We start from the raw sequence: 23,687 nt of genomic DNA, 5'->3' as shown, positions 1-23,687 counted from the left end.
TATTAATTTTTAAAATTAAACATGAGCCTCAATTTTAATCGAATTAAAGTAAGATTAAAAAGTTTCGGCAATACTGTTTAATGTCTTATAAACTAAGTGTGTTGGTAAGCCCATAACATTAAAGTATGAGCCTTTAATTTCGGTAACGCCAATTTGACCAATCCATTCCTGAATGCCATAAGCACCAGCTTTGTCAAAAGGCTTACAGGTGTTGATATAATACCAGATTTCTTCGTCGGTTAATGCCTTAAAAGTGACGTCGGTAATACTGTATAAGGTTTTTTCAAAACTTGTAGTTGTAAAACAAACCGATGTAATCACCTGATGGGTTTTATCACTCAGCGATTTTAGTATGCTAAAAGCTTCATTTTCATCTTCAGGTTTCCCTAAAGCTTTGTTGTCATGCCAAACTATGGTGTCGCTGGTAATTAGTATATCGTTAGGTTTTAATTCATTTTTAAACGGTAGCGCTTTTAACTGTGCCAGGTAATTACTGATTTCAAAATGGGTAAGGCGAGAAGGATAGTCTTCTTTTACCGGTTTTAATCTAATTTCAAAATCTAAGCCCAGATTTTTAAAAAAATCCTGTCGTCTTGGTGAACCTGAGGCTAATATAATATGGTGATTTTTTAGTTTTTCGTTAAGCATTATTTAAGTAAAATATACTTGTATAAAAGTAGTGAAAGCATTCCGAAAAGCATAATTATTTTAAAAAGGTTACTCACTTGACCATAAGTGGTTTTATCTTTTGCACTAAAGATTTTAATGGAGGTGAAAATTACAGGACCGATAATTAACGTGATAAAATACAGGCTGACTATGATGTTTTTATATAAACTATTGAAAACATAAATAAACAGAGTTGTGGCCGTTAGAAGGCTTAAAGTGAACAAAATGTTTTTGGTTAATTTTTCTCCTAAAACAATGGGTAATGTGTGCATTCCCGTTTTTTTATCTCCATCAATATCTTCTAAATCTTTTACTATTTCACGAAGTAGATTTATGCTGAATGCAAAAACGGCATAGTTGAAAATAATTTTAAAAAAGAACAATTGCGTTTGCCTGTTTAATTCTGTTATTTCGGGCAGAATATCAAACAGACCAACGATCAAAATACTGCAAGCAACCAAAATTGAAACGACAATATTACCTATTAAAAACAGTTGTTTCAGGTAAGTTGAATAAATATAAAGCAACGCCGAGATAACAACGAAAATGGCAAAGAAACCACTTTTGCCTATACTGTATGACATGTAGTAGCCCAATCCAACTCCAATAACATTGAAAGCAATGAATAAGTTGTAAGCGGTCTGCTCAGAAATGCTTTTGCTTACAATGAGTTTATCAGGTTTGTTGATGAAATCTGTATGAATGTCACAAATATCATTTATTATATTACCTGCCGCTGCAATACAAATAGTTGCCACTATTAGAATGAAAATTCCAAAACTATCTAATCTTGTTGAAGCACCATATGGTTCTAAAAGTGCATATTTAATAAGTAATTGCACAAAGGCAATCATGAGTAGGTTTTTCCAGCGAATTAGGTTTAAAAACTTCAAGGGGAAATTAAATGTTAGCCATTAAACTATCTATAAGTGTCTTTATAAAGTATAGCACACCTATAAAAAGCACAATAAAAACAGTAAAGATTTTTTGATTTTGTTCTTTACTTTCTCTTCTGATTTTTTGTTTTATGTTTTCCTTTTCTGCTTTGGTAAGACTGTGATGTAGAAAATCAAGTTGGTGATGGTCGTGTGATGTGCTGTGAAGTTTATCTTTTAACGTAGAAAACGGGATTGCCGATTTCTGATTAAATACGTTTTGGCTATTACCAAAACCTATGTAACCAAAATTATTGGCAATCCGTCTGCTTATTCTTTTCAAAACTTAAATTATTTAAGCCGTTAAAATACCCATTTTCCTTGAACTTTAAGTACTTGTTCGATAACATCACGAACAGCGCCTTCGCCACCCTTTTTGTGAGAAATATATTTTGAAACGCTTTTTATTTCGGGAACAGCATCTTGTGGACAAGTAGGCAAACCAACCAATTGCATTACAGCGTAATCAGGAATGTCATCGCCCATATAAAGTACATTTTCAGGTTTTATGTTGTTTTCCTGAGTGTAGTTTGTAAATTTTTCGGCTTTATTGCTGGCATTCAAAAATACTGGGTTAACACCTAAAGCTTCTAATCTAACTTTTACACCTTCGTTTTGTCCAGCGGAAATAATAGCTACGTTGTAACCAGCATTTACAGCAAATTTAAGAGCAAAACCATCTCGAACATTCATGGTTCTTAATAATTCACCTGTTGTGGTCACATTTAAAGAACCATCGGTTAAAACACCGTCAACGTCAAAAATAAAGGTTGTTATGTGTTGTAAATACTCTTTATAGCTTTTTTCTTCCATGGGTATGTTGAATTGATTTTGTCAGCAAATCATAAATGTCTTTATGATGCGGATTAGTTAAAAGTTTTGCGTGTTTGTTTAATGTTTTTTTGTCGTTGCGTTTTGCCGGACCGGTTTGCGCCACATATGGTGATAAATCCTGTACCTTTTTAGCAGTTTCTAAAATAAGAGGTTTTAACATTTCGAATTCGGCACCTTCACTTTCTGTAATTTCATGAGCTACCCGGTACAACTGATTCGTAAAGTTATTTACAAATACAGCGGCTAAATGTAACACTTTACGCTGATCGCTGTTTACTTTTTTAGAAGGACTTCCTAAGGCAATGGCTATATCTTTCAATAAGTGATAATCTTCACTTTTAATAGCTTCGATACAGAAAGGTACATTAGCAAAATCCATTTTAGCCGATTTGCTAAAACTTTGTAATGGGTAAAAAACACCCTGACGATTTTTTTTATCGATGTCACTAATTTTAACCGTTCCCGAAGTGTGAACAACTAATCGGTTTTCAAAAGGCAATTTTTTTGTCAATCCTTTTACAGCGTCGTCACTAACTGAAATAATATACACATCGGCTTCTACAAGTTGCGATAAATCATCGGTAATAGAAACCTCATTTTTATACGCATTAATAGCTTCTATATTACGATTATACCATTGTGTAACCTTAACGTCACCGGTTGTTTTAAAGGCTTTGTATAAATGTGTGGCCACATTGCCAGCACCAAGAATTACTACTGAAATCATATGGCAAAAATAGAGAATATTGCGCGATATAAAAACCCAAAGCCATATCTTTGTTTTCTATGACTAAAAAAGATATCACTACCCGTGAAGATGTTTATTTATTGGTGTCTTCGTTCTATACTAAAGTTAGAAAGGATTCGGTTTTAGGCCCCTTTTTTAATAACGTTATTACCGATTGGGATGCACATATTGAAAAGCTAACAACCTTTTGGGAATCGAGTTTGTTCTTAAAGACTAAATATTTAGGTAATCCGTTAGAGGTACACGTAAAAGTTGATCAGGAGAATAATCATTCGATTACCGATGTACATTTCGGACTATGGTTAAATCTTTGGTTTCAAACCATCGATGAACTTTTTCAAGGTGATTATGCTGGAAATGCTAAACGACGTGCCAGAAAAATGGGAACGTTTCTTTACATGGAAATTTTTAAAGCACGCCAATGTGAGTGATCTTTCATCTTAAATTATAAATTAAGTTGCCTTTTAAACATTAGGATTTGATTAACAATTCTTTCCAATTTTAACAATTTTAAGTTAATTGAAATACTTAAATTTGCACGACCTCAAAAAAGGGTACCAATTATGCAAAATAAACTCTCCAAAATTCTTTTTTCAACACGCCTAACATCTGTTTTATTTATCGCTTTTGCCGCAGCTATGGCAACAGGTACGTTTTTAGATGCCGGACAAGATACATCACCAACAGCATATACCAGAAATTTAATTTATGATACCTGGTGGTTTGAGGCTATTATGGTGCTTTTTGTTATCAATTTTTTTGGTAATATTTTCAGATATCGTTTGCATAAAAAAGAAAAGTGGGCCACTTTATTACTGCATTTAGCCTTTATTTTTATCATTATTGGTGCCGGTATTACGCGCTATGTGAGTTTTGAAGGGATGATGGCTATTCGAGAAGGCGAAACAGAAAATGCATTCTTATCCAGAGAAACATACATCACGACTTACATTGATGGAGATTACGAAATTGATGGTGTACCGCAACGTTTACCTCTGGAGCATAAAGTAGATTTTTCGGGTCGTTTAGACAATGATTTTAAAATAGAAACCAGATACGACCAGCAACCGGTAACTATCGAATTAGAGAAATTCGTAAAAGGCGCCGAAGAAGATATTGTACCAACTGAAGATGGCGAAGAATATTTAAAAATTGTTGAAGCCGGAGGCGGTGCGCCACATAATCACTTTTTAAAGGTTGGTGAAATTCAAAGTATCCACAGCGTACTGTTTGCTTTAAATAAGCCAACACCGGGAGCCATTAATATTACTTACCAAGACGGAAAATTAAATATACAATCGCCGTTTGAAGGCGAATACATGGTTATGGCAACCATGGCTCAGGGTAAATTGGTAAAAGACAGCCTGCAGCCATTAATGTTGCGCTCACGTTATGTGATTGGCGATATGCAAATGGTATTTCCAAAGCCTGTTATTAAAGGAGAATTCGATGTTGTTCAGAAATCGCAAATGCTGAAAAATGATTCTGATGGAGTGGTTTTAAAAGTAACAACAGGCGGAGAAACCAAACGCGTTGGTTTGTTAGGCGGAAAAGGGATGAATAACGCTTTCAAGCAAATAAAAATTGGAGGTCTTGATTTTGCTTTTAAATATGGGTCTAAAGTTTTGGAATTACCGTTTTCAATAAAATTGAATGATTTTGAAGCCGAAAAATTCCCGGGATCGAATGTAAACTCAGCGTATTCAAGTAAAGTAACAGTTATTGATGAACAGGAAGGAAATTTCGATTATAAAATTTTCATGAATAACATTCTTGATCACCGCGGATATCGTTTCTTCCAATCGAGTTTTGATCCCGATGAAAAAGGAACCATACTTTCTGTAAACCATGATTACTGGGGAACATTACTAACGTACATTGGCTATTTCTTATTATATGCAGGATTATTAGCCATATTATTTGTTAAAGGGTCGCGTTTTGGAGAATTAAAAGTAATGCTTGAAAAAGTAAAAGCTAAAAAAGCAAAAATGCTAGGTGTTGTTGTATTGCTTTTTGGACTTTCGACGTTTGCGCAAACCCATTCAGAGCACGATGGTCATGATCATACCAAACCTTCTAAATCGCAAATAGATTCTATTTTAGCGGCCAATATAACGCCAAAAGATGTTGCCGATGAATTTGGACATTTGGTAATTCAGGATGTTGGCGGACGTATGATGCCAGTGAATACGTATGCTTCTGAAATGTTGCGTAAATTGAGTAAAAGTGATACTTATGAAGGTTTTGATGCGAACCAGGTATTTTTATCTATTCAGGAAAGCCCGACACTATGGTATAATGTACCTGTTATTTATTTACGCCCCATGGAAACCGATTCATTACGAAGCATTATTGGTGTTAGTAAGGAAGGGAAACATTTTGCTTTAGTCGATTTTTTAAATGAAGATGGAACCTATAAATTAGAGCCTTATTTAGATGATGCTTACAGTGTAGCTGTACCAAATGGGTATCAGAAAAAAATTAAGGAAACCGACGAACGTGTTCGTTTATTATTCAATACTATAGAAGGAGCTTCATTAAAGATTTTCCCAATTCCAAACGATGCAAATAATAAATGGGTATCGGCTTACGATTATAAATTCGGAAACTATAAAATTCAGGATTCACTGTATTCTAATTTTGTTAGAAATGGTTTCAGAGCCTATTTGTTTACGCTAAATCAGTCAAAGCAATCCGGAGATTTTTCAGAAGCATCAAAATTATTAGAAGCCTTTAAGAAAACACAGCATCAGTATGGAGGTTCTGTCATGCTAAGCGATAAAAAAATAAAAACCGAAATATTATACAATAAATACGATGTATTTAAAAAGCTGTTTAGCTGGTATATGTATGCGGGGTCTTTGCTGTTTATCTTATTGATTATTCAGATTTTTAAAGAAAAAAACAAGACTTTAAATATATCGGTAACAGTATTTAAATTCATTATTCTTGGTCTGTTTTTACTGCACACCGCAGGATTAATTGCACGTTGGTATATCTCGGGGCATGCACCTTGGAGTGATGCTTACGAATCTATGATTTATGTCGCTTGGGCAACCATGTTTTTCGGATTGGCTTTTGGAAGAAAAAGCGATTTAACTTTGGCGTCAACCGCTTTTGTAACGTCAATGATTTTAATGGTAGCACACTGGAACTGGATGGATCCTGCAATCGCTAACCTTCAACCCGTATTAAATAGTTATTGGTTAATGATTCACGTGGCGGTTATCGTGGCAAGTTACGGTCCGTTTACACTGGGAATGATTTTAGGGGTGGTGTCGTTATTACTGATGATTTTTACTAACGAAAAGAATAGAAAGAAACTAGATTTAAATATTCAGGAGCTTACCATAATTAACGAAATGGCTTTAACTGTTGGTTTAACCATGCTTACTATAGGAAACTTTTTAGGTGGTATGTGGGCTAACGAAAGTTGGGGTCGTTACTGGGGCTGGGATCCTAAAGAAACCTGGGCATTAATTAGTATTATGGTGTATGCCTTTGTTATTCACATGCGTTTGGTACCGGGCTTACGCGGACGCTGGTTTTATAACTTAATGTCTATTGTGGCGTTTTCAAGCATTATGATGACGTATTTTGGGGTGAATTTCTATTTAGCAGGATTACACAGTTACGCCAGCGGAGATCAGATTGTAAGCTTGAAATTTATAGGCATTGCTTGTGCAATTGTAGCAGTTTTAGGATTCTTTGCTTACCGCGGATACAGTAAATATTACAAAAAATAAAGGTTTTAAAACCAATTTATAAGTTATTAATCTTGCTAACGTGCTTTTATGTTAGCAAGATTTTTTAGTTTTAAAGTTAACGTAATATTTAAAATGTGAACTTATGAAGAAGTTATTTGTAGAATTTAAAGAGTTTGCCGTTAAAGGTAATATGATGGATATGGCTGTCGGAATTATTATCGGGGCAGCTTTCAATAAAATTATTGATGTATTAGTGAAACAAGTATTTTTACCACCATTGTCGTTATTAACCAATGGCGTGAATTTTCACGATAAGCGCATCATTTTAAAAGAAGCGGTTTTAGATACATCAGGGAAAATTGTAACTGATGAAGTGGCTATAGGTTATGGGATTCTTGGAGAAACATTAATAGATTTTTTAATTGTGTCGTTTACTATATTCATTGTTGTAAAGTTTATGAATCGCCTTCGAAACAAATCGCAGGATGTCGAAGATGAAACAGTCACTACACCTAAAGATATTGAGCTATTAGCAAAGCTTACAAAGTTGATGGAAGAGCAGAATAATTTAATAAAATCTAATAAATAAGCATGGCAAAAACAGGTCGGGATAAAAACACGAAAAATAAAGCCAAACATTCCAGATTGGTTGACCAGAAAAAGAATAAAAAACGTAAGGAAGCTGAATTACGAAAAGAGCGCCTTAAAGCTTTGAAGCAAAAAATTAAAGAAAGTAAAGATGATGGTAATGATGAGGTGTAAACTTCTAAATTAATTTCGACCAATTAAGGAACTAACTAAAACTGATTGTTATGAAACGTCCTTATTTGTTTGGTTTTATTTTATTATTGTTAATTATGTCTTGTTCAACTTCCGATGATTCTGAAATGTTATCAGAAGAAAATATGGAAATGGAGGAGATGTCTTCAGTCGAAGTTGCTTACTCTGGAAATTTTATTTCTAGTGCTCATCCTACTTCAGGAAAGGTAACTATTGATAAAGATAAAAAAATAGTATCCTTTAGTGATTTTAAAACTGACTCTGGACCGGGTTTAGAAGTGTATCTTGCAACAGATACATCGGCGTCCAGTTATGTTTCATTAGGTGCTTTAAAAGGTACTGAAGGAAATTACGAATATAACTTACCTGATAATATAGACTATAATCAATACAATCATGTTATCATATGGTGTGTTCCTTTTTCAGTAAACTTTGGTTATGCGGTACTAAATTAAGGTTTTTACCCGATCATAAGGAATTTCACTAAAGCACTTTACGACTAAATCGGCTTTACTGTAATCCTGATTTTTGGAATGCTTACTGTCGTAACCTGTACAGAAAATACCTGCCCCTTTAGCGGCTTCAATACCATTTGTAGAATCTTCAATAACCATACATTCGTGAGCTTGAAATCCTGAAGCTTCGGTAGCTTTAATAAAAATTTCAGGATGCGGTTTAGAAGCTTTTAAATCGGCACCGCTTAATTTCGCTTTGAAATATTGGTTCAAATCAAAACGTTTAAAAATACGCTCGATATTAGGCATGGAAGCCGAAGAACCAAGAACCAAAGTCAGTCCGTTAGCGTGATAATCTTTTATCAGATTCAAAACGCCATCGATTAAATCGAAGTCTTTATCGTTATCGAAAATATATTCGTAATGTTTCCTTTTTATGCTAACTAAAGTTTCTGGTGTTTCATTTAAATTAAAAGTATCACATACCTGTTTGCAGACATTAAGGGTGGATTTTCCGGTAAAGGATTCATAAAGTTCAGGAGAAACATCAACCTTTACATCTTCAAACATTTTATGGTAAGCCTTGTAGTGTAGGGGTTCACTATCAATTATAACACCATCCATATCAAAAATTACAGCCTTTAACATCGTTTTTTGCGCTAATATAAAGATATACTATGATAGATGACTAAAAATGCGTATCTTTTATAGAATTTGCTAACGACCGATTTCGAAACAGGTTACAGCAGGATAGTATTAACAAAAATTTGCGCCAATTTTACCTACAACCCTAATTAAATTAATTGATAGCTGATTATTTAAAATGGAAAGAATTTTCGCAACCTACCTTATAGAAACACCCTATGAGGTAGAACAAGCAGCCGCAGTTTTGGCGGGTGAACCATTAAAAGAAACTTTATTATTTGTTCCGAAAGAAGCAGAAGAACTTAAGAAACATTTAGCTGCGCAAGTTGAACATATTGAACTGTTAGATGAAGTTTCAATACCAAGTATTCCTGGAGATTTTACTGCAGGTACATTGTTTAAACGCGCTAAAGTTATTGTGTCTTGGCCTGTTGGGAATTTTGGATATAATATTCCGGCATTAATGACTACACTTCTTGGAAGTCTATATGAATCAAGACAATTTACAGGACTTAAATTAGATGATTTTGAAGTGCCTAATTCTTATAGGCAGCACTTTAGAGGACCAAAATTTGGGATGCGCGGAACAAAAGCTTTGGCTGGTGTAGGCCTAAAACGCCCTATGATAGGAGCTGCTATTAAACCAAGTTTAGGCGTAACACCAGAACATACGGCCTTTTTGGTAAAGCAATTGGCAGAAGCCGGAATTGATTTTATTAAAGATGATGAGCTTTTAACATCATCATCTAACTCTCCATTTGCTGAGCGTGTTGAAAAAGTGATGAATGTTATTAACGCTCATGCCGATAAGACAGGAAAGAAAATTATGTACGGATTCAATATCACAGGAGATATTAGAACAATGCAGTCTAATTATGAAACGGTTGTAAATGCAGGAGGAAATTGTGCGATGCTAAGTGTAAATAGTGTTGGCTGGACAGCGACCAAGCAAGTTTGTAACTGGGGAGGTTTGTCCATTCATGCACATCGAAACGGTTGGGGAATGTTTAATCGACATCCTTATTTGGGAATAAACTTCCCGGCCTATGATAAAATTGCCAGATTAGCAGGTATAGACCAAATGTATGTTAATGGAATTGATAATGGATTTTGGGAGTCGAATGATTCGGCCGTGCGCTCTATAAAATCGTGTCTTAAACCCTTTTTGAACAGCGAAGCGGTTTTACCAGTGGTATCTTCAGAGCAATGGGGAGGTCAGGCGTTTGAAACTTATAAACGTATAAAGTCTACCGACTTATTGTATATGGCTGGAGATGCTATATTTGGACATTCCTCAGGAATTGAGGCTGGAGTTTTGTCTGTCAAACAGGCTTGGAATGCAGCGGTTAACGGAATGACTTTGGAGGAAACAGCAAACGATTATAAGGAATTTAGAGAATCTGTATTGAAATTTGGAAATAAGGAGTTATTAAATAAAGTGAGTGTTAATGAAGGTTAACCCTTTTTAATTATTAAGAAAAAAAATACTGTACAGGAAACGACCAATTTAAGTTTCCTGTACAGTTCCAATAAAAAAAACAACTATTAAATATGTTCTTCTAAGTGGTGGTGTTCGTCAATTAATGGACCACCTTCCATTATTTGTTTTGAGGCCTGAAGGGCGAATTTTTCAAAGTTTAGGTGAAAGGAATGTGCTAACTGAATAGCTTTTCCTATATAGGCTCCTTTTTGCAACCAGGTATTCATTGGGTCAAGTATTTCTGATGGTACGCCGGGACAATATTTCGGCATGAATAAACCAAAAATTGGGTTTTGTTCATAATCTACGTTATCTAAATCTCCGTTAAGAATCGCAGTAATCATAGCTCTGGTATATTTTAGTTTTATACGAGATCCTATACCGTATGGTCCGGCACTCCAACCGGTATTAATTAACCACACATTAACACCAGCTTCCTGCATTTTATCACTCAGCATTTCTCCATATATAGTTGGGTGTAAAGGCATGAACGGTTCACCGAAACATGCAGAAAATGACGGTACAGGTTCAGTAATTCCAGCCTCTGTTCCGGCAACTTTTGCGGTGTATCCAGAAATAAAGTGATAAGCTGCCTGGCCAGGAGTTAATTTGGATACCGGTGGTAATACACCAAAAGCATCGCAGGTTAAGAAAAAGATATTTTTAGGATTATTAGCATAAAGTGTTTCCTGAATATTATCAATATGATAAATAGGGTAGCTTACACGTGTATTCTGTGTAATAGAGCTATCCAAATAATCTACCTCTCCATTATTTTTAAAAACAACATTTTCGAGCATAGCACCAGGTCTTACTGCTCTATAAATATCAGGTTCTTTTTCCTCGCTTAAATCGATAACCTTAGCGTAGCATCCGCCTTCAAAGTTAAAGATAACATTGTCTTCTGTCCAACCATGCTCGTCATCACCAATAAGTTTTCTTTCAGGATCTGCCGAAAGCGTGGTTTTTCCTGTGCCCGATAAACCGAAGAAAATAGCAGTGTCACCTTTTTTCCCGACATTGGCAGAGCAGTGCATTGGGAGTACATTTCGCTCCACCGGTAAAATTAAATTAAGAGCAGAGAAAATACCTTTTTTCATTTCTCCGGTATAAGCCGAACCTCCAATTAACGCTACTCTTTGACTAAAATTGATGATTGAAAAATTCCCTTGACGAATGCCATAAGCTTCAGGATCTGGGCAAACATAACCCGGAGCACATAAGATTAACCAGTCTTCTTCGAAGTTTTCAAGTTCTTTTGCACTTGGGCGTAAAAACATATTATAGATAAACAGGTTTGACCAGGGTAGTTCGGTTATGGCGCGAATTTTTGTTTTAAATTCTGGTTCCGCGCAAGCGAAGGCATCCCGAGCATAAATTTCTTTTCCAGAAAGATATTGAATGACTTCATGTTTTAAACTGTTAAAGTTTTCAGTAGAAACTGGCTTGTTGGTTTTTCCCCACCATACCTTTTTATCGGTATAGCTGTCTCTTACTATAAAACGATCTTGCGGCGAGCGTCCAGTAAATTTTCCAGTATTAACGGCTAGGGTGCCATTAGCGGTTTCTTTTCCCATTTTGTTTTCAACAGTGATACGTTGAAGCTCTTCTGGTGGTAGGTTCCAATGTACATTGACATCTTTTAAGCCATACTGCTCTAAGCTAGCATGAACTTCAATAGTTGCTGAGTCTTCCATTTGTAATTGGTTTTAAATGTTTTGATAATATTATAATGGCCATATTACAGGCACTAATAATAATGTTAATATAAATAGCAGGAGTAATAGGGGGGCACCTACTTTAAAATAATCCATAAACTTATATCCTCCGGCTGTCATAACCATGGCATTTGTTGTGGTGCCTATCGGGGTTAAAAAGGCTGTTGAAGCACTAATTGCAATGACAATCATAAACGGATGCGGATCTAAATTTAATGAGCTTGCGGCCAGCATGGCAATTGGCGCCATTAAAACCGCTGTAGCTGAATTATTAATAACTTGACTAAACGTTGTGGTAAGTAAAAATATACCACCTAAAAGTACAATAGGGTGAATGCCTCCTAAATGTTCTACCAATCCGTTAGCAATTAATTGAGCTGTTCCTGTTTTTTGTAACGCAATACCCATTGGTATCATGGCGGCAATCATCACAACACTAGTCCAGCTTATACCTTTGTATGCTTTTGAAATAGGTACGCAACCTGTTAGTAAAACGATACCTGCACTAATTAATGCAGCAATAGATCCAGGTACTACTTTAAATACCATTAATAAAATCATGAATATTAAGGTGCCTAAAGCGATATAAGATTTAAAGTTTAAGTTCTCGACGTTTTTAGCCATACCTTCAGGACTACCAATAATAACAAGGTGTTCGTGTTGTTTTTTAAGATCATCAATGGCTTCCCAGGTTCCTCGTAATAAAAAGGCATCTCCGGCTTTTACCACAATGTCTTTATCTTGAAGAGGTTTATTATTTCGTGAAGCTGCTAAAAGCTGAATACCATATCTTTTAAAGTAGTCTCCTAATTTGTATTTTCTACCTACTAACATAGAATTAGGATTTACAATAACTTCGGTCATACCAACTTCCTGATTAATCAAGTTGTGTTTTAACTCGTCTGTAATAGGTTCCAGTGGTAATAAACCAAGTCTGAAGCTAATCATTAATTTATTAATGGCTTCTGTACTTCCTTTAACCGTAATGATATCGTGATAGTATAATTCGGTTTGAGGATTAGGAAATTCAATAAAACTATTAATACCTTTTAACACATTAGGATGTCTGCGTTTAATTCGAATAATATTAACATTATATTCTTTTTCAAACTGCCATTCTTCCATTTTAGTGTTAATAAGAGGAGATATGGAGCGAATACGTAGTCTGTAGTAGTCATCATGTACCTTATAGGCCTCAATCCAGTTGTGAAGGGTAGATTCTATATTTACAGGTTTGTTGTTTGTTTTGTTATTCGGTAATAATTTATACCCTATATATCTGAAGTAAAGTAGGCAGACAATTAACAGAGGAATACCAATTAAAGCAAATTCAAAGAATGAAAAGCCTTCGAAACCTGATTCCACTAAAGCATTACTTGCAATAATATTAGGAGGCGTTCCTGTTAAAGTTAAAAGTCCTCCTGTATTTGAACCGAAAGCAACAGGCATAAGCATTTTTGAAGGTAGCGTACCAATGCTCCAGGCTGATGATATGGTTAAAGGAGTTAGTGTTGCTACAGTACCGGTGTTACTAACAAAACCGGATAATATTCCTGCTCCCAATGTGATGATTACAAGAAGTTTAGGAACACTTTTGCCCGCCCATTCTACAAACTTTTTACCCGCCATAGCTGTCCATCCGGTTTGGGCAATACCTTCGCCTACAATAAAGAGGGCGGCAATCATAATAACCGTAGGATTACTAAATCCGCTTAATGTTTCAGTGGCATCTAAAATTCCAGTTAAAAATAAGGCTAACATTGAGATTAGGGCAACGATATCAGGAGTGAATTTTCCCCAAATGAAAAGGGCAATAGTTGCAGCTAAAATGAAGAGCATTAAATAGATCATATCTAATATTTGTTTATTAATTTTACAATAACCATTTTCCTTAAAGGTAGGCTTTATCTGGTTTGGTTCTTAATTCTTTGTTAAAATTACTGTACAGAGGTACTAATAATTATGACTAAAGTCATACTTTTTATTAAGTGTTATTTTTTCAATTATTAGAAGTTTTAATAGTAAAATTGTAGTAAAAACGTAAGCGAAAACGTGGTAGTAATTCTGTTTTTTATGGATTTAAAAGATTATCACAGTTAATTGTTTGTAAGCTTTTTTGTTTTTTTGATAAAAATTAAAAATTTTTCAGGAATAAGTAACTTATTGGTAAGGGAAATCAGGTTCTTTTTAATAAAAATTATAGCATATGAAATTAGACATACTTGCTATTGGGGCCCATCCAGATGATGTTGAGTTAGGATGCGGTGCGACCATAGCAAAAGAGGTAGCTAACGGAAAAAAAGTTGGTATTATAGATTTAACTCGAGGGGAATTAGGGACTCGTGGTACTGCTGAAACAAGAGACGAGGAGGCTTTAGCTGCCGCAGAAATTCTTAATGTCCTGGTACGAGAGAATATGAGGTTTGCGGATGGCTTTTTTGTAAATGATAAGGCGCATCAGTTGGCCTTAATTTCAAAAATTAGAAAATACCAGCCAGATATTGTAATCTGCAATGCTATTGACGATAGACATATTGATCATGGAAAAGGTAGTAAATTGGCAAGTGATGCTTGTTTTTTAAGTGGATTACTTAAAATTGAAACTTTAAATGAAAAGGAAGAAGTGCAAAAACCGTGGCGACCAAAGCAAGTGTATCATTTTATTCAATGGAAGAATATAGAACCGGATTTTGTTGTCGATGTTTCCGATTTTATTGATTTAAAGATGAAATCGGTGTTGGCTTATAAAACTCAGTTTTTTAGTGAAGATAGTAAAGAGCCTCAAACGCCTATTTCAAGCAAGAATTTTACAGATAGTGTTATTTATCGAGCCAGAGATTTAGGGCGTTTAATAGGTGTCGAGTATGCCGAAGGTTTCACGGTAGAGCGTTATGTTGGGGTAAATAGTCTATTCGATTTAATTTAGCGTGAATTTTTTTTAAATGTAAGTTTGAGTAGATGAACAAGTTAGTTTTAAAAGTGAAAAATACTTGAAAAATTTTCGAAAAAACTTTTGCAGAAACGCTTAAAACGTTTACATTTGCACTCGCATTACGAAATGCACAACACGGTGGTTGTAGCTCAGTTGGTTAGAGCGCCTGATTGTGGTTCAGGAGGTCGTCGGTTCGAGACCGATCTTCCACCCAAAAGTAAAAAGCCTTTCAATTTAATTGAAAGGCTTTTTTTGTGCTTTAATATTTAAGGTTATTAGAAATTCTGTTTGGAGTGCAAGTTTACTTGCTATCTGTGTTTATTCTTAAAAATATGGATTACAATGACTTATTAGTTGTTTTTGGTAGGAAAGGGTTTTATAACTGATATAGAACTAATAATTATTTGTTGTTTTTGTAAAAAAGATTGTTTTTAAAAATCTTTTTACCCTATTTTCGCTAGCATTAATTTAAAACCTTTAATTCATGAAAGAACTTTTAGAACAAATCAATGCTCAATTTGAAGCATTCGCAAAAGACGCTAATGCTCAAGTAGAAAGTGGAAATAAAGCTGCAGGAACAAGAGCTCGTAAAGCTACTTTAGAAATGACTAAATTAATGAAAGAATTTCGTAAGGTGTCTTTAGAGGCTTCAAAGAAATAATATCTTTAATTATTCTAATTAAAATCCCTTTAATAACTTAAAGGGATTTTTTTATATCCAATGGACTCACTGCATTAATTTCGGTATAAAGACAAGAGAACTGTCAACTATAATATCAACCAAAAATAAAAAAGCCCGTAAACATTACTGTTACGAGCTTTTGTTGCGGAGAAAGAGGTTCTTCCACCTGTCTTTAAACATTAATATTTATAATGCTTCCCAGAGGTTGTACTTTTGGGGTAACCTATAGGGTAACTCTTGTTGTTTTATTTGATATAACAAATATATGAATTTATTTTTCCGTTATATGATGTATTAATTTAGTTGGATTATGAAATATGATTATTAATATCATTTAATAGGGAATTCTGTTTTTAGGTAATACATATTATTATTATTATTATTATTATTATGTTTATCATCATTTAATCTTGGGATAAATAATTAATTATATTTCATAGAGCACAGTTATGCGCAAACGGTATAACACGAACATTGAATATGGATTCAAGTTTTTTCATTAGTACCTATGATGTATCGAAGTTATGAGTAAAAATTTACATATCAGAGCATCAAAGTTTATTGAGAAATCAATAAATGTACATGGGGATAAATATGATTATTCAAAAGTAGAGTATGTAGGAGCAACAGAAAAAGTCTGTATTATTTGTCCAGAACATGGACCTTTTTATCAAATTCCAAATTCTCATTCTAGAGGTAAAGGATGTTTGAAATGTGCGCGAAAAATAGCAATTAAGAAAGCGTTTTCTAATACTGAAGAATTTATTGAAAAGGCTATAAAAAAACATGGAAACAAATATGATTATTCAAAAGTAGAGTATGTTAGAGCTACTGAAAAAGTTTGTATTATTTGTCACAATGTAGATGAAATAACAGGTGAAAAACATGGAGGGTTTTTACAACAACCATCTAATCATCTTGTAGGAGGAAACTGTCCCAAATGTACTGGGAATTATATGACTCAAGAACTATTTATAAAAAGAGCAAAAGTAATTCATAATAACCATTATGACTATTCAGAAGTTGAATATAAAACTGCACGTAAAAAAGTAAATATTATTTGTTCAGAGCATGGACTTTTTCTACAAGTTCCAGATAGTCATTTAAGAGGTAATGGATGTCCTAAATGCGCTAACATTTATTCACCTACCACAAAAGAATGGATTGAAAAAGCGGAGAAAGTACATGGTAATCGATATGATTATTCTAAGACAGTCTATAAAAAAACTCATTCTAAAGTCTCTATCATTTGTAAAGAACATGGTGTTTTTTGGCAGTCACCATCAAATCACCTCGGTGGCAAAAACTGTCCTAAATGTACTGGAAATTATATGGATAGGAGTTTTTTTATACAAAAAGCAAATGAAATCTATAAAGATAAAAGCGGAGCCCCATTATATGATTATTCATTAGTTGATTACGTAGATTCATCTACTAAAGTGACAATCATATGTTATAATAAAGACACTGAAACAGGAAAAGAACATGGAGAATTTTATAAAACTCCTAATACCCTCTTAACGCAACATGGATGTCCTAAATGTGGATTAGAATCATTGCGCCAAACAAGAAGATTAAGTCGTTTAAGTAATAAGGAATTTCTTGAGAAAGCATTTCCTGATGAATATGAATACCTAACTAGTTACATGACAGCTGCGTCTAAAATCCACATTAAATGTAAAAAATGTGACCATAAATTTTGGCAGAAGGCTAATAATCATTTAATGGGTGCTGGTTGTCCAGCTTGTAAAATGAGTAAGTTGGAAAGGGCAGTTTTTAATTATCTAGAAAAGTATAGCGTTATACATGAAATGCAAAAAAGATTTAAATGGTTGGGGAGACAGAATTTAGATTTTTATTTACCTGATTTCAATATAGCTATTGAATGTCAAGGCATTCAACATTTTGAACCATTAGACTTTTTTGGAGGTGATAATGGATTATCGGAAATAGTAGAAAGAGATAATAAAAAACTCAAGAAATGCCTAAACAAAAATATTGAAATGATTTATGTTGTAGATAATGAAAAATATTTTGACGGAAAGTATCATTTTGATACTGTTCAACCATTCTCAGGTAATGTAAATTATAAAATTGTGCACATTAAAAATTTCGAAGCTCACTTAAAACATTTATTAGAAATGTCAAACTTTTTTGGATTGGTGAATTTAAAATAAATCAAATCCTAGTGCATAACAATTTACATCCAAAATAATGTGATTAATAACAAATCCTAACGTCCGAGTATTTTTATTACATTTGGTTTAATCTAATTGGAAAGGTCATTTGCTTACCGCTGAAGGATATAAGAAAACATTGCTATTAATACAGTACACATTTCAAAACCAATAACTGATAACTAAATCGTTCTTATAAATTAAAACAAACTCTATAGTAATAAATGAAAGTACCCGAAATAGATAATATTGTCTCAATTTGTGTTGCGTTAGACATAGCAATAATTGGTATTGCTTATCCTATTATAATTGACAAAATTTCGAATATTGGGAGTAAATATTCATCAGACTATCTTTCAGAATTATTTGAAAAAGAATTTCCGCAAAAGAAAGTAAAGATTCTAGGAAGGGAAATTTCATATTTCATTCTAGCGATTTACTCAACGGTAATATCATTTATACCGCTTATTTTTATGTTTGAGCCTTTATTTGGTTGGGAAAAGTATTGGATTGTAAATAATTCTGCCGATTTATTAGTTTTTTTAACAACTTCTGTTTTAATTATTCTTTTTTTTATTTGGCTAAATAAAGTTTCGATTTACAATCATAAGTCCACAAAACTATTGAACTATCTTGTATCTAAATATAATGATTCTAAGGATTCTGATATAGAAGAGAATTACCATTTAAAAACTATCAATGAATTTGCCTACTACGCCATTCGCAATCAGGACACTCATATTCAGAAGACTTTAGTGAGTTTTTATTTTGACGAATTTTCTAAACTTCAAAAATCACACGATAATAAAACAGCTTTAATATACCCATTTGACCTTTATCAATTCAACTATAACGTAACTTCAGAATTGGTAGATAGTCACAAAAACAAACTTCGAGTATTGGAACATAGAGCGGTTAGCGGAATCTGGATTTTAGGAGAAGGCTTTAGCTCTATATCTACTTCAAAAGAGTCTTATACTTGGCTATGGAGAAATATCAATTTAATAGTTGACAGAACAGATTTCGTCAAAATGTATTGGGAACGAGCTCATCAACATTATGACCACAAATTAAGACATATTGAAGGAGAAGAATACAACACCGAAACAAGATTTTACAGTAATCAAGAAGCAATAAATAAAAGAATTGAAGAACGAAAAGAATTTCAAGAATTCAATTTTGCTTTTGGCGGTCTTTTAATGTTTAAAAGTAATTATGAGGCTATTAAATTTGTTTTTAATCACTCAACCAGTCTACCACCAAATTATGTGCTTCTTCCTACTCATATGACTGAAATTTTTGAAATGTTACACAATTTTTCAGAAAACAATTATTTATTAGAAGATAAATTAGAATTCATGTACCCTTTTTCTGGACTTGACGACTATTGGGGGCAAAAAATCAGGTTTTGGATTAATTCATTTTTGGCATTATTGTTTATTCGTCAATTTACTTTACGCCCTTTTTATACCTTTCACGATTTTAAAGGTTTACCTAATTTACCTAAAGGCACAAATGAACTTAATTATTGGCTGCGAAACATTTTAGTTTTTGAAAACAACCTAGAAAAAGTTAAAATCAACGAAGAACTAATGGAAGTTTTAGGTTATCAATCAATCATTGAAGAAGATGCTAGAGAAAATACATTTTCAATATTTTTAGAAGAGCTTAAAACTAAAATTCAAGAAAAAATTGAATACAACGAAAACAACATTACGCTTTATAAACCTAAAGTTGAACAGTTTAATTCAAAGACTGATGAGATATTAGAGAGTGCGTTCAATAAATATCAAGTAATTCAAAACCCTAAAGATTTATCAAATGAAGAAGATGTTACCAAATTTGGTGTGAATGGATTGCAAACTAATTATCCAAAACAAGCTTTTACAGAGGATAATTCACACTTAAATTTTGATACTTTTTTTGCAAGTCAAGTAGTTAAAAATAAATTAGACTATTATATCCCAAATTCTTTTCTTTCGTCAAGGACAAAACGATATTTGTTTAAAGAAAGTGATTTAAATTCTGCAATTAAAAGGTTAAAAGTTAATTCAGATTATGTTATTGTTGCTATAAATCCATCATTTGGAAAATTGGATTTACTTAAAGAGTTTAACGATTTAATTATTCATTTTCGGTCTAGCAACAACAGAGTTCAAGATACATTTTTCATTCTTAAACGAGATGATTTACCAACAATCAAAAATTTAGAATTTGAAAAATCTGAAATTGAAATTGATTCATTGACCACAAGAAAAAATAATGTTTACACCTCAGTTCTTGACTTAAATTTAGAGGAAAATAGTGAGATTAGAAAAAGATGGTTGGATAGAGAAACCGAAAATGATTTAAGAAAGCAAGTCCAAATCACAATTGCTTTTAAAACATTAATAATATGGAAAAACCAAAGAAATGTTATTCAATTTAATATTTATTCCCAATTCCGAGAGCAAGGTATTTTAAGTGAATTGAATGACATTAAAGCACTTGAATAAAACCAGAATTTAGCCATATGATATCCATTGCGAGCGGAAGTTGACTTCCTAAATTCGTTAATTTTTTTTTCATTTTTAATTTTGAGGGAATCCTTGGGAATCCCTCTCTATACTTGTGATGATACCCGATATTTGCATCATTGTTAAACAATTTTTTAAAACTTTTAAAATTTTTACATTATGAATGAAAAAAAAACAAGTATTAAGGTTTCTGAAAAAGCAATTATTAGGGCGAAGGTTTCAGAAAAGAAAATATTAAAAAAAGTTTCCAAACCTAAATCACAATATAAAACTGTGTACGAATGGAAAGAAGTAGCTCCAGAATATTTTGATGTTGCTATGCAAAATGGTTGGTTAAATAAAGTATGTGATGAAATAGGTTGGGAATATTATGAAGAAGAAAAGGATATAACCTTTATCCCAAAAAAAGGAAGTTTGTAGAATAAACAAATTATAGATTCGGAATCAAAGAGGGAAGATTAAGGAGATTGAATATCATCAATAAAGGATATAAAGCTCATGGACAACATTGAATATAATTGAGGTATAAATATTGTTGTATTAGTTTAATCTTCACACTTCTTAAAAAGGCGATGAACTTGAATGGGGTTAAACTGTTTGCCTTTTCTGGTAGTATACTGAAGTTTATTTAATTTATCTGCAATAGCTTGGAAAGTCATACCTTCTTTCCGAGCTGAGCAGATGATATCCATTGCTTGAATGTTGTTTTTATTATTACGAGCGTTTTCTTTGATTTTTTCAACTCCAAGTTTTTGAAATTCCCCAAAACCATTTGGATTGCCAAGTCTAACTTCTCCATTTATGGGAGTCATTGTTGAACCATCCTTATTAGTGTAGATACCTTGTTTAATTTTCTCCTTTTTAACTTGTAGAGCTTCTTTAATACGGTTAGAAATAGCTTCAGCTTCATTTTCAGCTATAACAGAAAGTAATTGGATAGTTAATTTGTTGGCATTTGGGTTATCACAGCAAATAAAATCTACTCCACCTTTAAAAAGGGCTCTAGTAAAATCCACATCACGAGCTAATCTGTCAAGTTTGGCGACTATCAGGGTTGCTTTAGAGGATTTAGCAAGTTCAATAGCTTTATAAATCTCTACACGCTTTTTTTTTCTAGTACCAGATTCAATTTCAGTAAATTCGCCAATTAAATTACCGTTTTCCTTTATGTGAGCGAAAACGGCATTTTTCTGAGCTTGTAATCCGAGCCCAGAATTTCCTTGTTTTTGGGTTGAGACCCTATAATATGCTACGTAACTTTTCATTAGGCAGCGTATTTACCCTCTATATAGTCTATGATATGTACAAGCATGTCGTAATAAACGCCTTCATAAGATTTTACAACCTCGGCTTTTTTATTGATGAAAGATACTTTGTATTCATCCAGCCAAGTTAATTCAACCTTAACCCATCCTTTAAATGTTAAACCGTTTACTTTAAAGGTAACACCTCCTTGAAAATCCTTTGACTCTGGTAAAGCCAAATAGTTTTTTGCTCCCCATGCAAAAAGTGCAGACCTATCAATAGACTTAATTTGGTTTAAAATAATTTGAGCAATTTGAATTGAAGTGTTGGTTTTCATGACGTTTAAGTTATATAATCAAAGATAAAATATTTTATAACAAATTGCAAACATTAGTTAGCAATTTGTTATATTTGTGGTATAAAATTTTAATTCATGGAAAATCATAGTAAAAGCACTGAGTATTTATGGAGACCTAATGATGAAAGTGTAAGAACTCGAACAAAATACGATTTAGAGGCTGACCACTGGTATCGCTCGTTTCAAAGTGCGGAAAGGAAATACAATTCGAATTCTTTTGTGAATACCTTAGGGGTGATGAATTTAATTCTTAATCTACTGTTTGCAATAATACTTTTTGTAACTGCTGGTGCAATTGAAATGGTAAAGGCTTTTAAAAAATAATTATCTCACTATTAGAAATAAGTTCTCTTATTACGTAAGTTAGCCATTGATTAAAATTAGAGCTTCTTCAATTTCTTTTCTTTTATAATAGACTCTATAGCCAACACCATAGGCTTTTAATTTACCCATTTTGTTCCAGCGCCATAGGGTAGAAGTGCCAACTTTAAAAAAATCGGCTGTTTCTTTTACCGACATAAGTTCTAAAGGCTCTTTGGGTTGAAAATGTTCTTTTAAAGTTTTTAATTCGTCTTCTAACTTTTCAACTTTACTAAGCAATAAGGTCATTGCTTCTGGTAAATCTTCGAATTTAAGGCTAGTTATATCCATTTTGACTTGAGTAATAAAATACTACGATTTATTCTTAGCGTAATTACTTAACTTTTTAATAGGGTTTTTAAAAGCTTTGTTCATTCTCTGAGCAGCGTCTGTTAAAAATGATATCATTTGTTCCCAATCGTTAGGTTCAAAGATATCTACATTATCTAACTGAGCTTTAATTCTACAGGAAACTTTGTCTGACATTCTTTCCCAGATGAGATTATCTTCAAAAGTAGATTCTATTTCAGGTTTCATTTTTTCAAGGAAATCAAAAAACTCTTTGTTTTCATCCTTATTTCCTCTATTAATATATATTTCAGCTCTACATGATTTTTTAGTAGCAACAACATTTAGGTTAACGCCACTCAAACCAATTCCAATTCCACACCAATTATCTTTTGAAGGAGATATGTTAGAAAAAAGATTATTACTCGTATTTATTTCTTTTAAAAATTCTTTCCAGAAAGCTAATCTTACGTGATGCCTGTTTTTTAGAGATTCTTGAGCAGCAATTTCATCTTGAACCTTATTAGCCATAGAGATGGAAAAATCTTCAGCATCTTTAACAGGCAAGATTTGTTCTATATTAAGAAAAAGGTCGTCATTCATCGCAAAAGGAGTGACTTTGAAACACTGGATACGTATATTGTAGCTCATTAGCCATAGGACGGTTGAAGTAACTTCTTTTCTGAATCTTCCAGAAACCATCATAATACGCTGTGTTGTGCCAACATTTAAGCTTAATTCCTCAAAATCTTTTCCATCAAAAAAATCGGATAGTTTATCTTCAGCATTATCTCCATTCTCGTATTTATTTAAGTAATCCTGATAAACATCTCTAATTTGATATTTTGTTAGACTAGAGCTATATGAGGCATATTTTAGAGATTGCCATGTGACATCTTTTCCGCTATCATCTAATTTGTTTTCAATGATAACTAAGCTACCTTGCTTGTCTAGGGCTAATAAATCCAAACGTTCATTGGTTTCATTAAAGCCACTAAATTCTTTTTGGATAATAAGCATTTCTTCACCTAAAGCTGTTGGATTATCAGCAAGCCATTCTTGAAGGTGAGCTCTTTCTGTAAAGCCTAATTCTTTGAAAGATTTCTCTTCTAATCGGGATATTTTATTTTCACCTTTATTTATTTTGTACATGATTAG

The 23,687-nt window shown here is 33.1% G+C and carries 24 protein-coding genes and 1 tRNA gene; 13 read left to right on the top strand and 12 right to left on the bottom strand.

Going from position 1 to position 23,687, the window contains the following annotated elements; translation table 11 throughout:
- Positions 1-54: 54 nt before the first annotated feature.
- Genes NO995_RS09785 through NO995_RS09765 form a run of 5 tightly spaced genes read right to left on the bottom strand, consistent with a single transcriptional unit; the run spans position 55 to position 3,165 of the window.
- Complete coding sequence (locus NO995_RS09785) at positions 55-648, bottom strand: Maf-like protein (RefSeq protein WP_258227350.1); 594 nt, start codon at positions 646-648, stop codon at positions 55-57.
- A complete protein-coding gene (locus tag NO995_RS09780) occupies positions 648-1,562 on the bottom strand; it encodes a geranylgeranylglycerol-phosphate geranylgeranyltransferase (protein ID WP_258227349.1) in 915 nt (304 codons plus the stop codon). Before NO995_RS09780 ends, NO995_RS09785 begins: the two co-directional genes overlap by 1 nt.
- Before the next feature lie 7 nt (positions 1,563-1,569).
- The gene (locus tag NO995_RS09775; protein WP_258227348.1) at positions 1,570-1,887 is read right to left on the bottom strand and encodes a hypothetical protein; all 318 of its coding nucleotides are present in this window, start codon (positions 1,885-1,887) and stop codon (positions 1,570-1,572) included.
- Positions 1,888-1,907: 20 nt separating this feature from the next.
- Positions 1,908-2,417: an HAD family hydrolase gene (locus NO995_RS09770; RefSeq protein WP_258227347.1), complete on the bottom strand. Its 510-nt coding sequence runs from the start codon at positions 2,415-2,417 to the stop codon at positions 1,908-1,910.
- The gene (locus tag NO995_RS09765; RefSeq protein ID WP_258227346.1) at positions 2,398-3,165 is read right to left on the bottom strand and encodes a Rossmann-like and DUF2520 domain-containing protein; all 768 of its coding nucleotides are present in this window, start codon (positions 3,163-3,165) and stop codon (positions 2,398-2,400) included. Before NO995_RS09765 ends, NO995_RS09770 begins: the two co-directional genes overlap by 20 nt.
- Before the next feature lie 59 nt (positions 3,166-3,224).
- On the opposite strand from NO995_RS09765, the gene NO995_RS09760 reads away from it, so the two are divergent.
- The 5 genes from NO995_RS09760 (at position 3,225) to NO995_RS09740 (ending at position 8,128) form a co-directional block, all read left to right on the top strand.
- Positions 3,225-3,617, top strand: coding sequence for a group III truncated hemoglobin (locus NO995_RS09760; protein WP_258227345.1), 393 nt, complete (start codon positions 3,225-3,227; stop codon positions 3,615-3,617).
- A gap of 132 nt (positions 3,618-3,749) precedes the next feature.
- Positions 3,750-6,932: a cytochrome c biogenesis protein CcsA gene (gene ccsA, locus NO995_RS09755; RefSeq protein ID WP_258227344.1), complete on the top strand. Its 3,183-nt coding sequence runs from the start codon at positions 3,750-3,752 to the stop codon at positions 6,930-6,932.
- 103 nt (positions 6,933-7,035) lie between these two features.
- Positions 7,036-7,482 (top strand): large conductance mechanosensitive channel protein MscL, encoded by a 447-nt coding sequence (gene mscL / locus NO995_RS09750; protein ID WP_258227343.1) that lies wholly within the window; start codon positions 7,036-7,038, stop codon positions 7,480-7,482.
- Between the two features lie 2 nt (positions 7,483-7,484).
- Positions 7,485-7,655, top strand: coding sequence for a hypothetical protein (locus NO995_RS09745; protein WP_240574582.1), 171 nt, complete (start codon positions 7,485-7,487; stop codon positions 7,653-7,655).
- Between the two features lie 50 nt (positions 7,656-7,705).
- The gene (locus NO995_RS09740) at positions 7,706-8,128 is read left to right on the top strand and encodes a DM13 domain-containing protein (protein ID WP_258227342.1); all 423 of its coding nucleotides are present in this window, start codon (positions 7,706-7,708) and stop codon (positions 8,126-8,128) included.
- On the opposite strand, the gene NO995_RS09735 is transcribed toward NO995_RS09740, so the two are convergent.
- Positions 8,120-8,776 (bottom strand): HAD family phosphatase, encoded by a 657-nt coding sequence (locus NO995_RS09735; RefSeq protein ID WP_258227341.1) that lies wholly within the window; start codon positions 8,774-8,776, stop codon positions 8,120-8,122. The genes NO995_RS09740 and NO995_RS09735 overlap by 9 nt on opposite strands.
- Before the next feature lie 175 nt (positions 8,777-8,951).
- Here NO995_RS09735 and NO995_RS09730 point away from each other — a divergent pair, with 175 nt between their 5' ends.
- The gene (locus tag NO995_RS09730) at positions 8,952-10,232 is read left to right on the top strand and encodes a RuBisCO large subunit C-terminal-like domain-containing protein (RefSeq protein WP_258227340.1); all 1,281 of its coding nucleotides are present in this window, start codon (positions 8,952-8,954) and stop codon (positions 10,230-10,232) included.
- Between the two features lie 86 nt (positions 10,233-10,318).
- On the opposite strand, the gene pckA is transcribed toward NO995_RS09730, so the two are convergent.
- Together pckA and NO995_RS09720 are read right to left on the bottom strand one after the other, a co-directional pair.
- Positions 10,319-11,950, bottom strand: coding sequence for a phosphoenolpyruvate carboxykinase (ATP) (gene pckA / locus NO995_RS09725; protein WP_258227339.1), 1,632 nt, complete (start codon positions 11,948-11,950; stop codon positions 10,319-10,321).
- Positions 11,951-11,980: 30 nt separating this feature from the next.
- The gene (locus NO995_RS09720; RefSeq protein ID WP_258227338.1) at positions 11,981-13,822 is read right to left on the bottom strand and encodes an SLC13 family permease; all 1,842 of its coding nucleotides are present in this window, start codon (positions 13,820-13,822) and stop codon (positions 11,981-11,983) included.
- Between the two features lie 355 nt (positions 13,823-14,177).
- On the opposite strand from NO995_RS09720, the gene bshB1 reads away from it, so the two are divergent.
- The 6 genes from bshB1 (at position 14,178) to NO995_RS09690 (ending at position 20,698) form a co-directional block, all read left to right on the top strand.
- Positions 14,178-14,897 carry a bacillithiol biosynthesis deacetylase BshB1 gene (gene bshB1, locus NO995_RS09715; protein WP_258227337.1) on the top strand — a complete coding sequence of 240 codons (720 nt, stop codon included), beginning with the start codon at positions 14,178-14,180 and terminating at the stop codon, positions 14,895-14,897.
- 143 nt (positions 14,898-15,040) lie between these two features.
- Positions 15,041-15,116, top strand: a tRNA-His gene (locus NO995_RS09710).
- A 271-nt stretch (positions 15,117-15,387) separates the two neighbouring features.
- Positions 15,388-15,564 carry a histone H1 gene (locus tag NO995_RS09705; RefSeq protein WP_240574572.1) on the top strand — a complete coding sequence of 59 codons (177 nt, stop codon included), beginning with the start codon at positions 15,388-15,390 and terminating at the stop codon, positions 15,562-15,564.
- A 545-nt stretch (positions 15,565-16,109) separates the two neighbouring features.
- Positions 16,110-17,762 carry a hypothetical protein gene (locus NO995_RS09700; RefSeq protein ID WP_258227336.1) on the top strand — a complete coding sequence of 551 codons (1,653 nt, stop codon included), beginning with the start codon at positions 16,110-16,112 and terminating at the stop codon, positions 17,760-17,762.
- A gap of 224 nt (positions 17,763-17,986) precedes the next feature.
- Complete coding sequence (locus tag NO995_RS09695) at positions 17,987-20,257, top strand: hypothetical protein (protein ID WP_258227335.1); 2,271 nt, start codon at positions 17,987-17,989, stop codon at positions 20,255-20,257.
- 180 nt (positions 20,258-20,437) lie between these two features.
- Positions 20,438-20,698, top strand: coding sequence for a hypothetical protein (locus tag NO995_RS09690; protein WP_258227334.1), 261 nt, complete (start codon positions 20,438-20,440; stop codon positions 20,696-20,698).
- A 125-nt stretch (positions 20,699-20,823) separates the two neighbouring features.
- On the opposite strand, the gene NO995_RS09685 is transcribed toward NO995_RS09690, so the two are convergent.
- Together NO995_RS09685 and NO995_RS09680 are read right to left on the bottom strand one after the other, a co-directional pair.
- Entirely contained in the window at positions 20,824-21,543 is a 720-nt protein-coding gene (locus NO995_RS09685; protein ID WP_258227333.1) for a recombinase family protein, read from the bottom strand.
- Positions 21,543-21,860: a hypothetical protein gene (locus NO995_RS09680; protein WP_258227332.1), complete on the bottom strand. Its 318-nt coding sequence runs from the start codon at positions 21,858-21,860 to the stop codon at positions 21,543-21,545. The genes NO995_RS09685 and NO995_RS09680 overlap by 1 nt, the downstream gene beginning before the upstream one ends.
- A gap of 96 nt (positions 21,861-21,956) precedes the next feature.
- On the opposite strand from NO995_RS09680, the gene NO995_RS09675 reads away from it, so the two are divergent.
- Positions 21,957-22,205 (top strand): hypothetical protein, encoded by a 249-nt coding sequence (locus NO995_RS09675; RefSeq protein ID WP_258227331.1) that lies wholly within the window; start codon positions 21,957-21,959, stop codon positions 22,203-22,205.
- 39 nt (positions 22,206-22,244) lie between these two features.
- Here NO995_RS09675 and NO995_RS09670 read toward each other — a convergent pair whose 3' ends face one another.
- Positions 22,245-22,532, bottom strand: coding sequence for a helix-turn-helix domain-containing protein (locus tag NO995_RS09670; protein WP_258227330.1), 288 nt, complete (start codon positions 22,530-22,532; stop codon positions 22,245-22,247).
- A gap of 21 nt (positions 22,533-22,553) precedes the next feature.
- Positions 22,554-23,681: a DUF4268 domain-containing protein gene (locus tag NO995_RS09665; RefSeq protein WP_258227329.1), complete on the bottom strand. Its 1,128-nt coding sequence runs from the start codon at positions 23,679-23,681 to the stop codon at positions 22,554-22,556.
- Positions 23,682-23,687: the final 6 nt, after the last annotated feature.

It is taken from the genome of Aestuariibaculum sp. M13, from assembly GCF_024723255.1.
GTDB classification, from domain to species: Bacteria; Bacteroidota; Bacteroidia; order Flavobacteriales; family Flavobacteriaceae; genus Aestuariibaculum; species Aestuariibaculum lutulentum.
The sequence above is the reverse complement of the archived record's forward strand: the minus strand, read 5'-3'. Positions and strand labels throughout refer to the sequence as shown.

What these genes read in the sequence shown, in the direction of transcription:
- NO995_RS09785 (WP_258227350.1), bottom strand. Translation starts at nt 648, where the DNA reads ATGCTTAACGAAAAACTAAAAAATCACCATATTATATTAGCCTCAGGT.
- NO995_RS09770 (WP_258227347.1), bottom strand. Translation starts at nt 2,417, where the DNA reads ATGGAAGAAAAAAGCTATAAAGAGTATTTACAACACATAACAACCTTT.
- NO995_RS09765 (WP_258227346.1), bottom strand. Translation starts at nt 3,165, where the DNA reads ATGATTTCAGTAGTAATTCTTGGTGCTGGCAATGTGGCCACACATTTA.
- NO995_RS09760 (WP_258227345.1), top strand. Translation starts at nt 3,225, where the DNA reads ATGACTAAAAAAGATATCACTACCCGTGAAGATGTTTATTTATTGGTG.
- ccsA (WP_258227344.1), top strand. Translation starts at nt 3,750, where the DNA reads ATGCAAAATAAACTCTCCAAAATTCTTTTTTCAACACGCCTAACATCT.
- mscL (WP_258227343.1), top strand. Translation starts at nt 7,036, where the DNA reads ATGAAGAAGTTATTTGTAGAATTTAAAGAGTTTGCCGTTAAAGGTAAT.
- NO995_RS09745 (WP_240574582.1), top strand. Translation starts at nt 7,485, where the DNA reads ATGGCAAAAACAGGTCGGGATAAAAACACGAAAAATAAAGCCAAACAT.
- NO995_RS09740 (WP_258227342.1), top strand. Translation starts at nt 7,706, where the DNA reads ATGAAACGTCCTTATTTGTTTGGTTTTATTTTATTATTGTTAATTATG.
- NO995_RS09735 (WP_258227341.1), bottom strand. Translation starts at nt 8,776, where the DNA reads ATGTTAAAGGCTGTAATTTTTGATATGGATGGTGTTATAATTGATAGT.
- NO995_RS09730 (WP_258227340.1), top strand. Translation starts at nt 8,952, where the DNA reads ATGGAAAGAATTTTCGCAACCTACCTTATAGAAACACCCTATGAGGTA.
- pckA (WP_258227339.1), bottom strand. Translation starts at nt 11,950, where the DNA reads ATGGAAGACTCAGCAACTATTGAAGTTCATGCTAGCTTAGAGCAGTAT.
- NO995_RS09720 (WP_258227338.1), bottom strand. Translation starts at nt 13,822, where the DNA reads ATGATCTATTTAATGCTCTTCATTTTAGCTGCAACTATTGCCCTTTTC.
- bshB1 (WP_258227337.1), top strand. Translation starts at nt 14,178, where the DNA reads ATGAAATTAGACATACTTGCTATTGGGGCCCATCCAGATGATGTTGAG.
- NO995_RS09705 (WP_240574572.1), top strand. Translation starts at nt 15,388, where the DNA reads ATGAAAGAACTTTTAGAACAAATCAATGCTCAATTTGAAGCATTCGCA.
- NO995_RS09700 (WP_258227336.1), top strand. Translation starts at nt 16,110, where the DNA reads ATGAGTAAAAATTTACATATCAGAGCATCAAAGTTTATTGAGAAATCA.
- NO995_RS09695 (WP_258227335.1), top strand. Translation starts at nt 17,987, where the DNA reads ATGAAAGTACCCGAAATAGATAATATTGTCTCAATTTGTGTTGCGTTA.
- NO995_RS09690 (WP_258227334.1), top strand. Translation starts at nt 20,438, where the DNA reads ATGAATGAAAAAAAAACAAGTATTAAGGTTTCTGAAAAAGCAATTATT.
- NO995_RS09685 (WP_258227333.1), bottom strand. Translation starts at nt 21,543, where the DNA reads ATGAAAAGTTACGTAGCATATTATAGGGTCTCAACCCAAAAACAAGGA.
- NO995_RS09680 (WP_258227332.1), bottom strand. Translation starts at nt 21,860, where the DNA reads ATGAAAACCAACACTTCAATTCAAATTGCTCAAATTATTTTAAACCAA.
- NO995_RS09675 (WP_258227331.1), top strand. Translation starts at nt 21,957, where the DNA reads ATGGAAAATCATAGTAAAAGCACTGAGTATTTATGGAGACCTAATGAT.
- NO995_RS09670 (WP_258227330.1), bottom strand. Translation starts at nt 22,532, where the DNA reads ATGGATATAACTAGCCTTAAATTCGAAGATTTACCAGAAGCAATGACC.
- NO995_RS09665 (WP_258227329.1), bottom strand. Translation starts at nt 23,681, where the DNA reads ATGTACAAAATAAATAAAGGTGAAAATAAAATATCCCGATTAGAAGAG.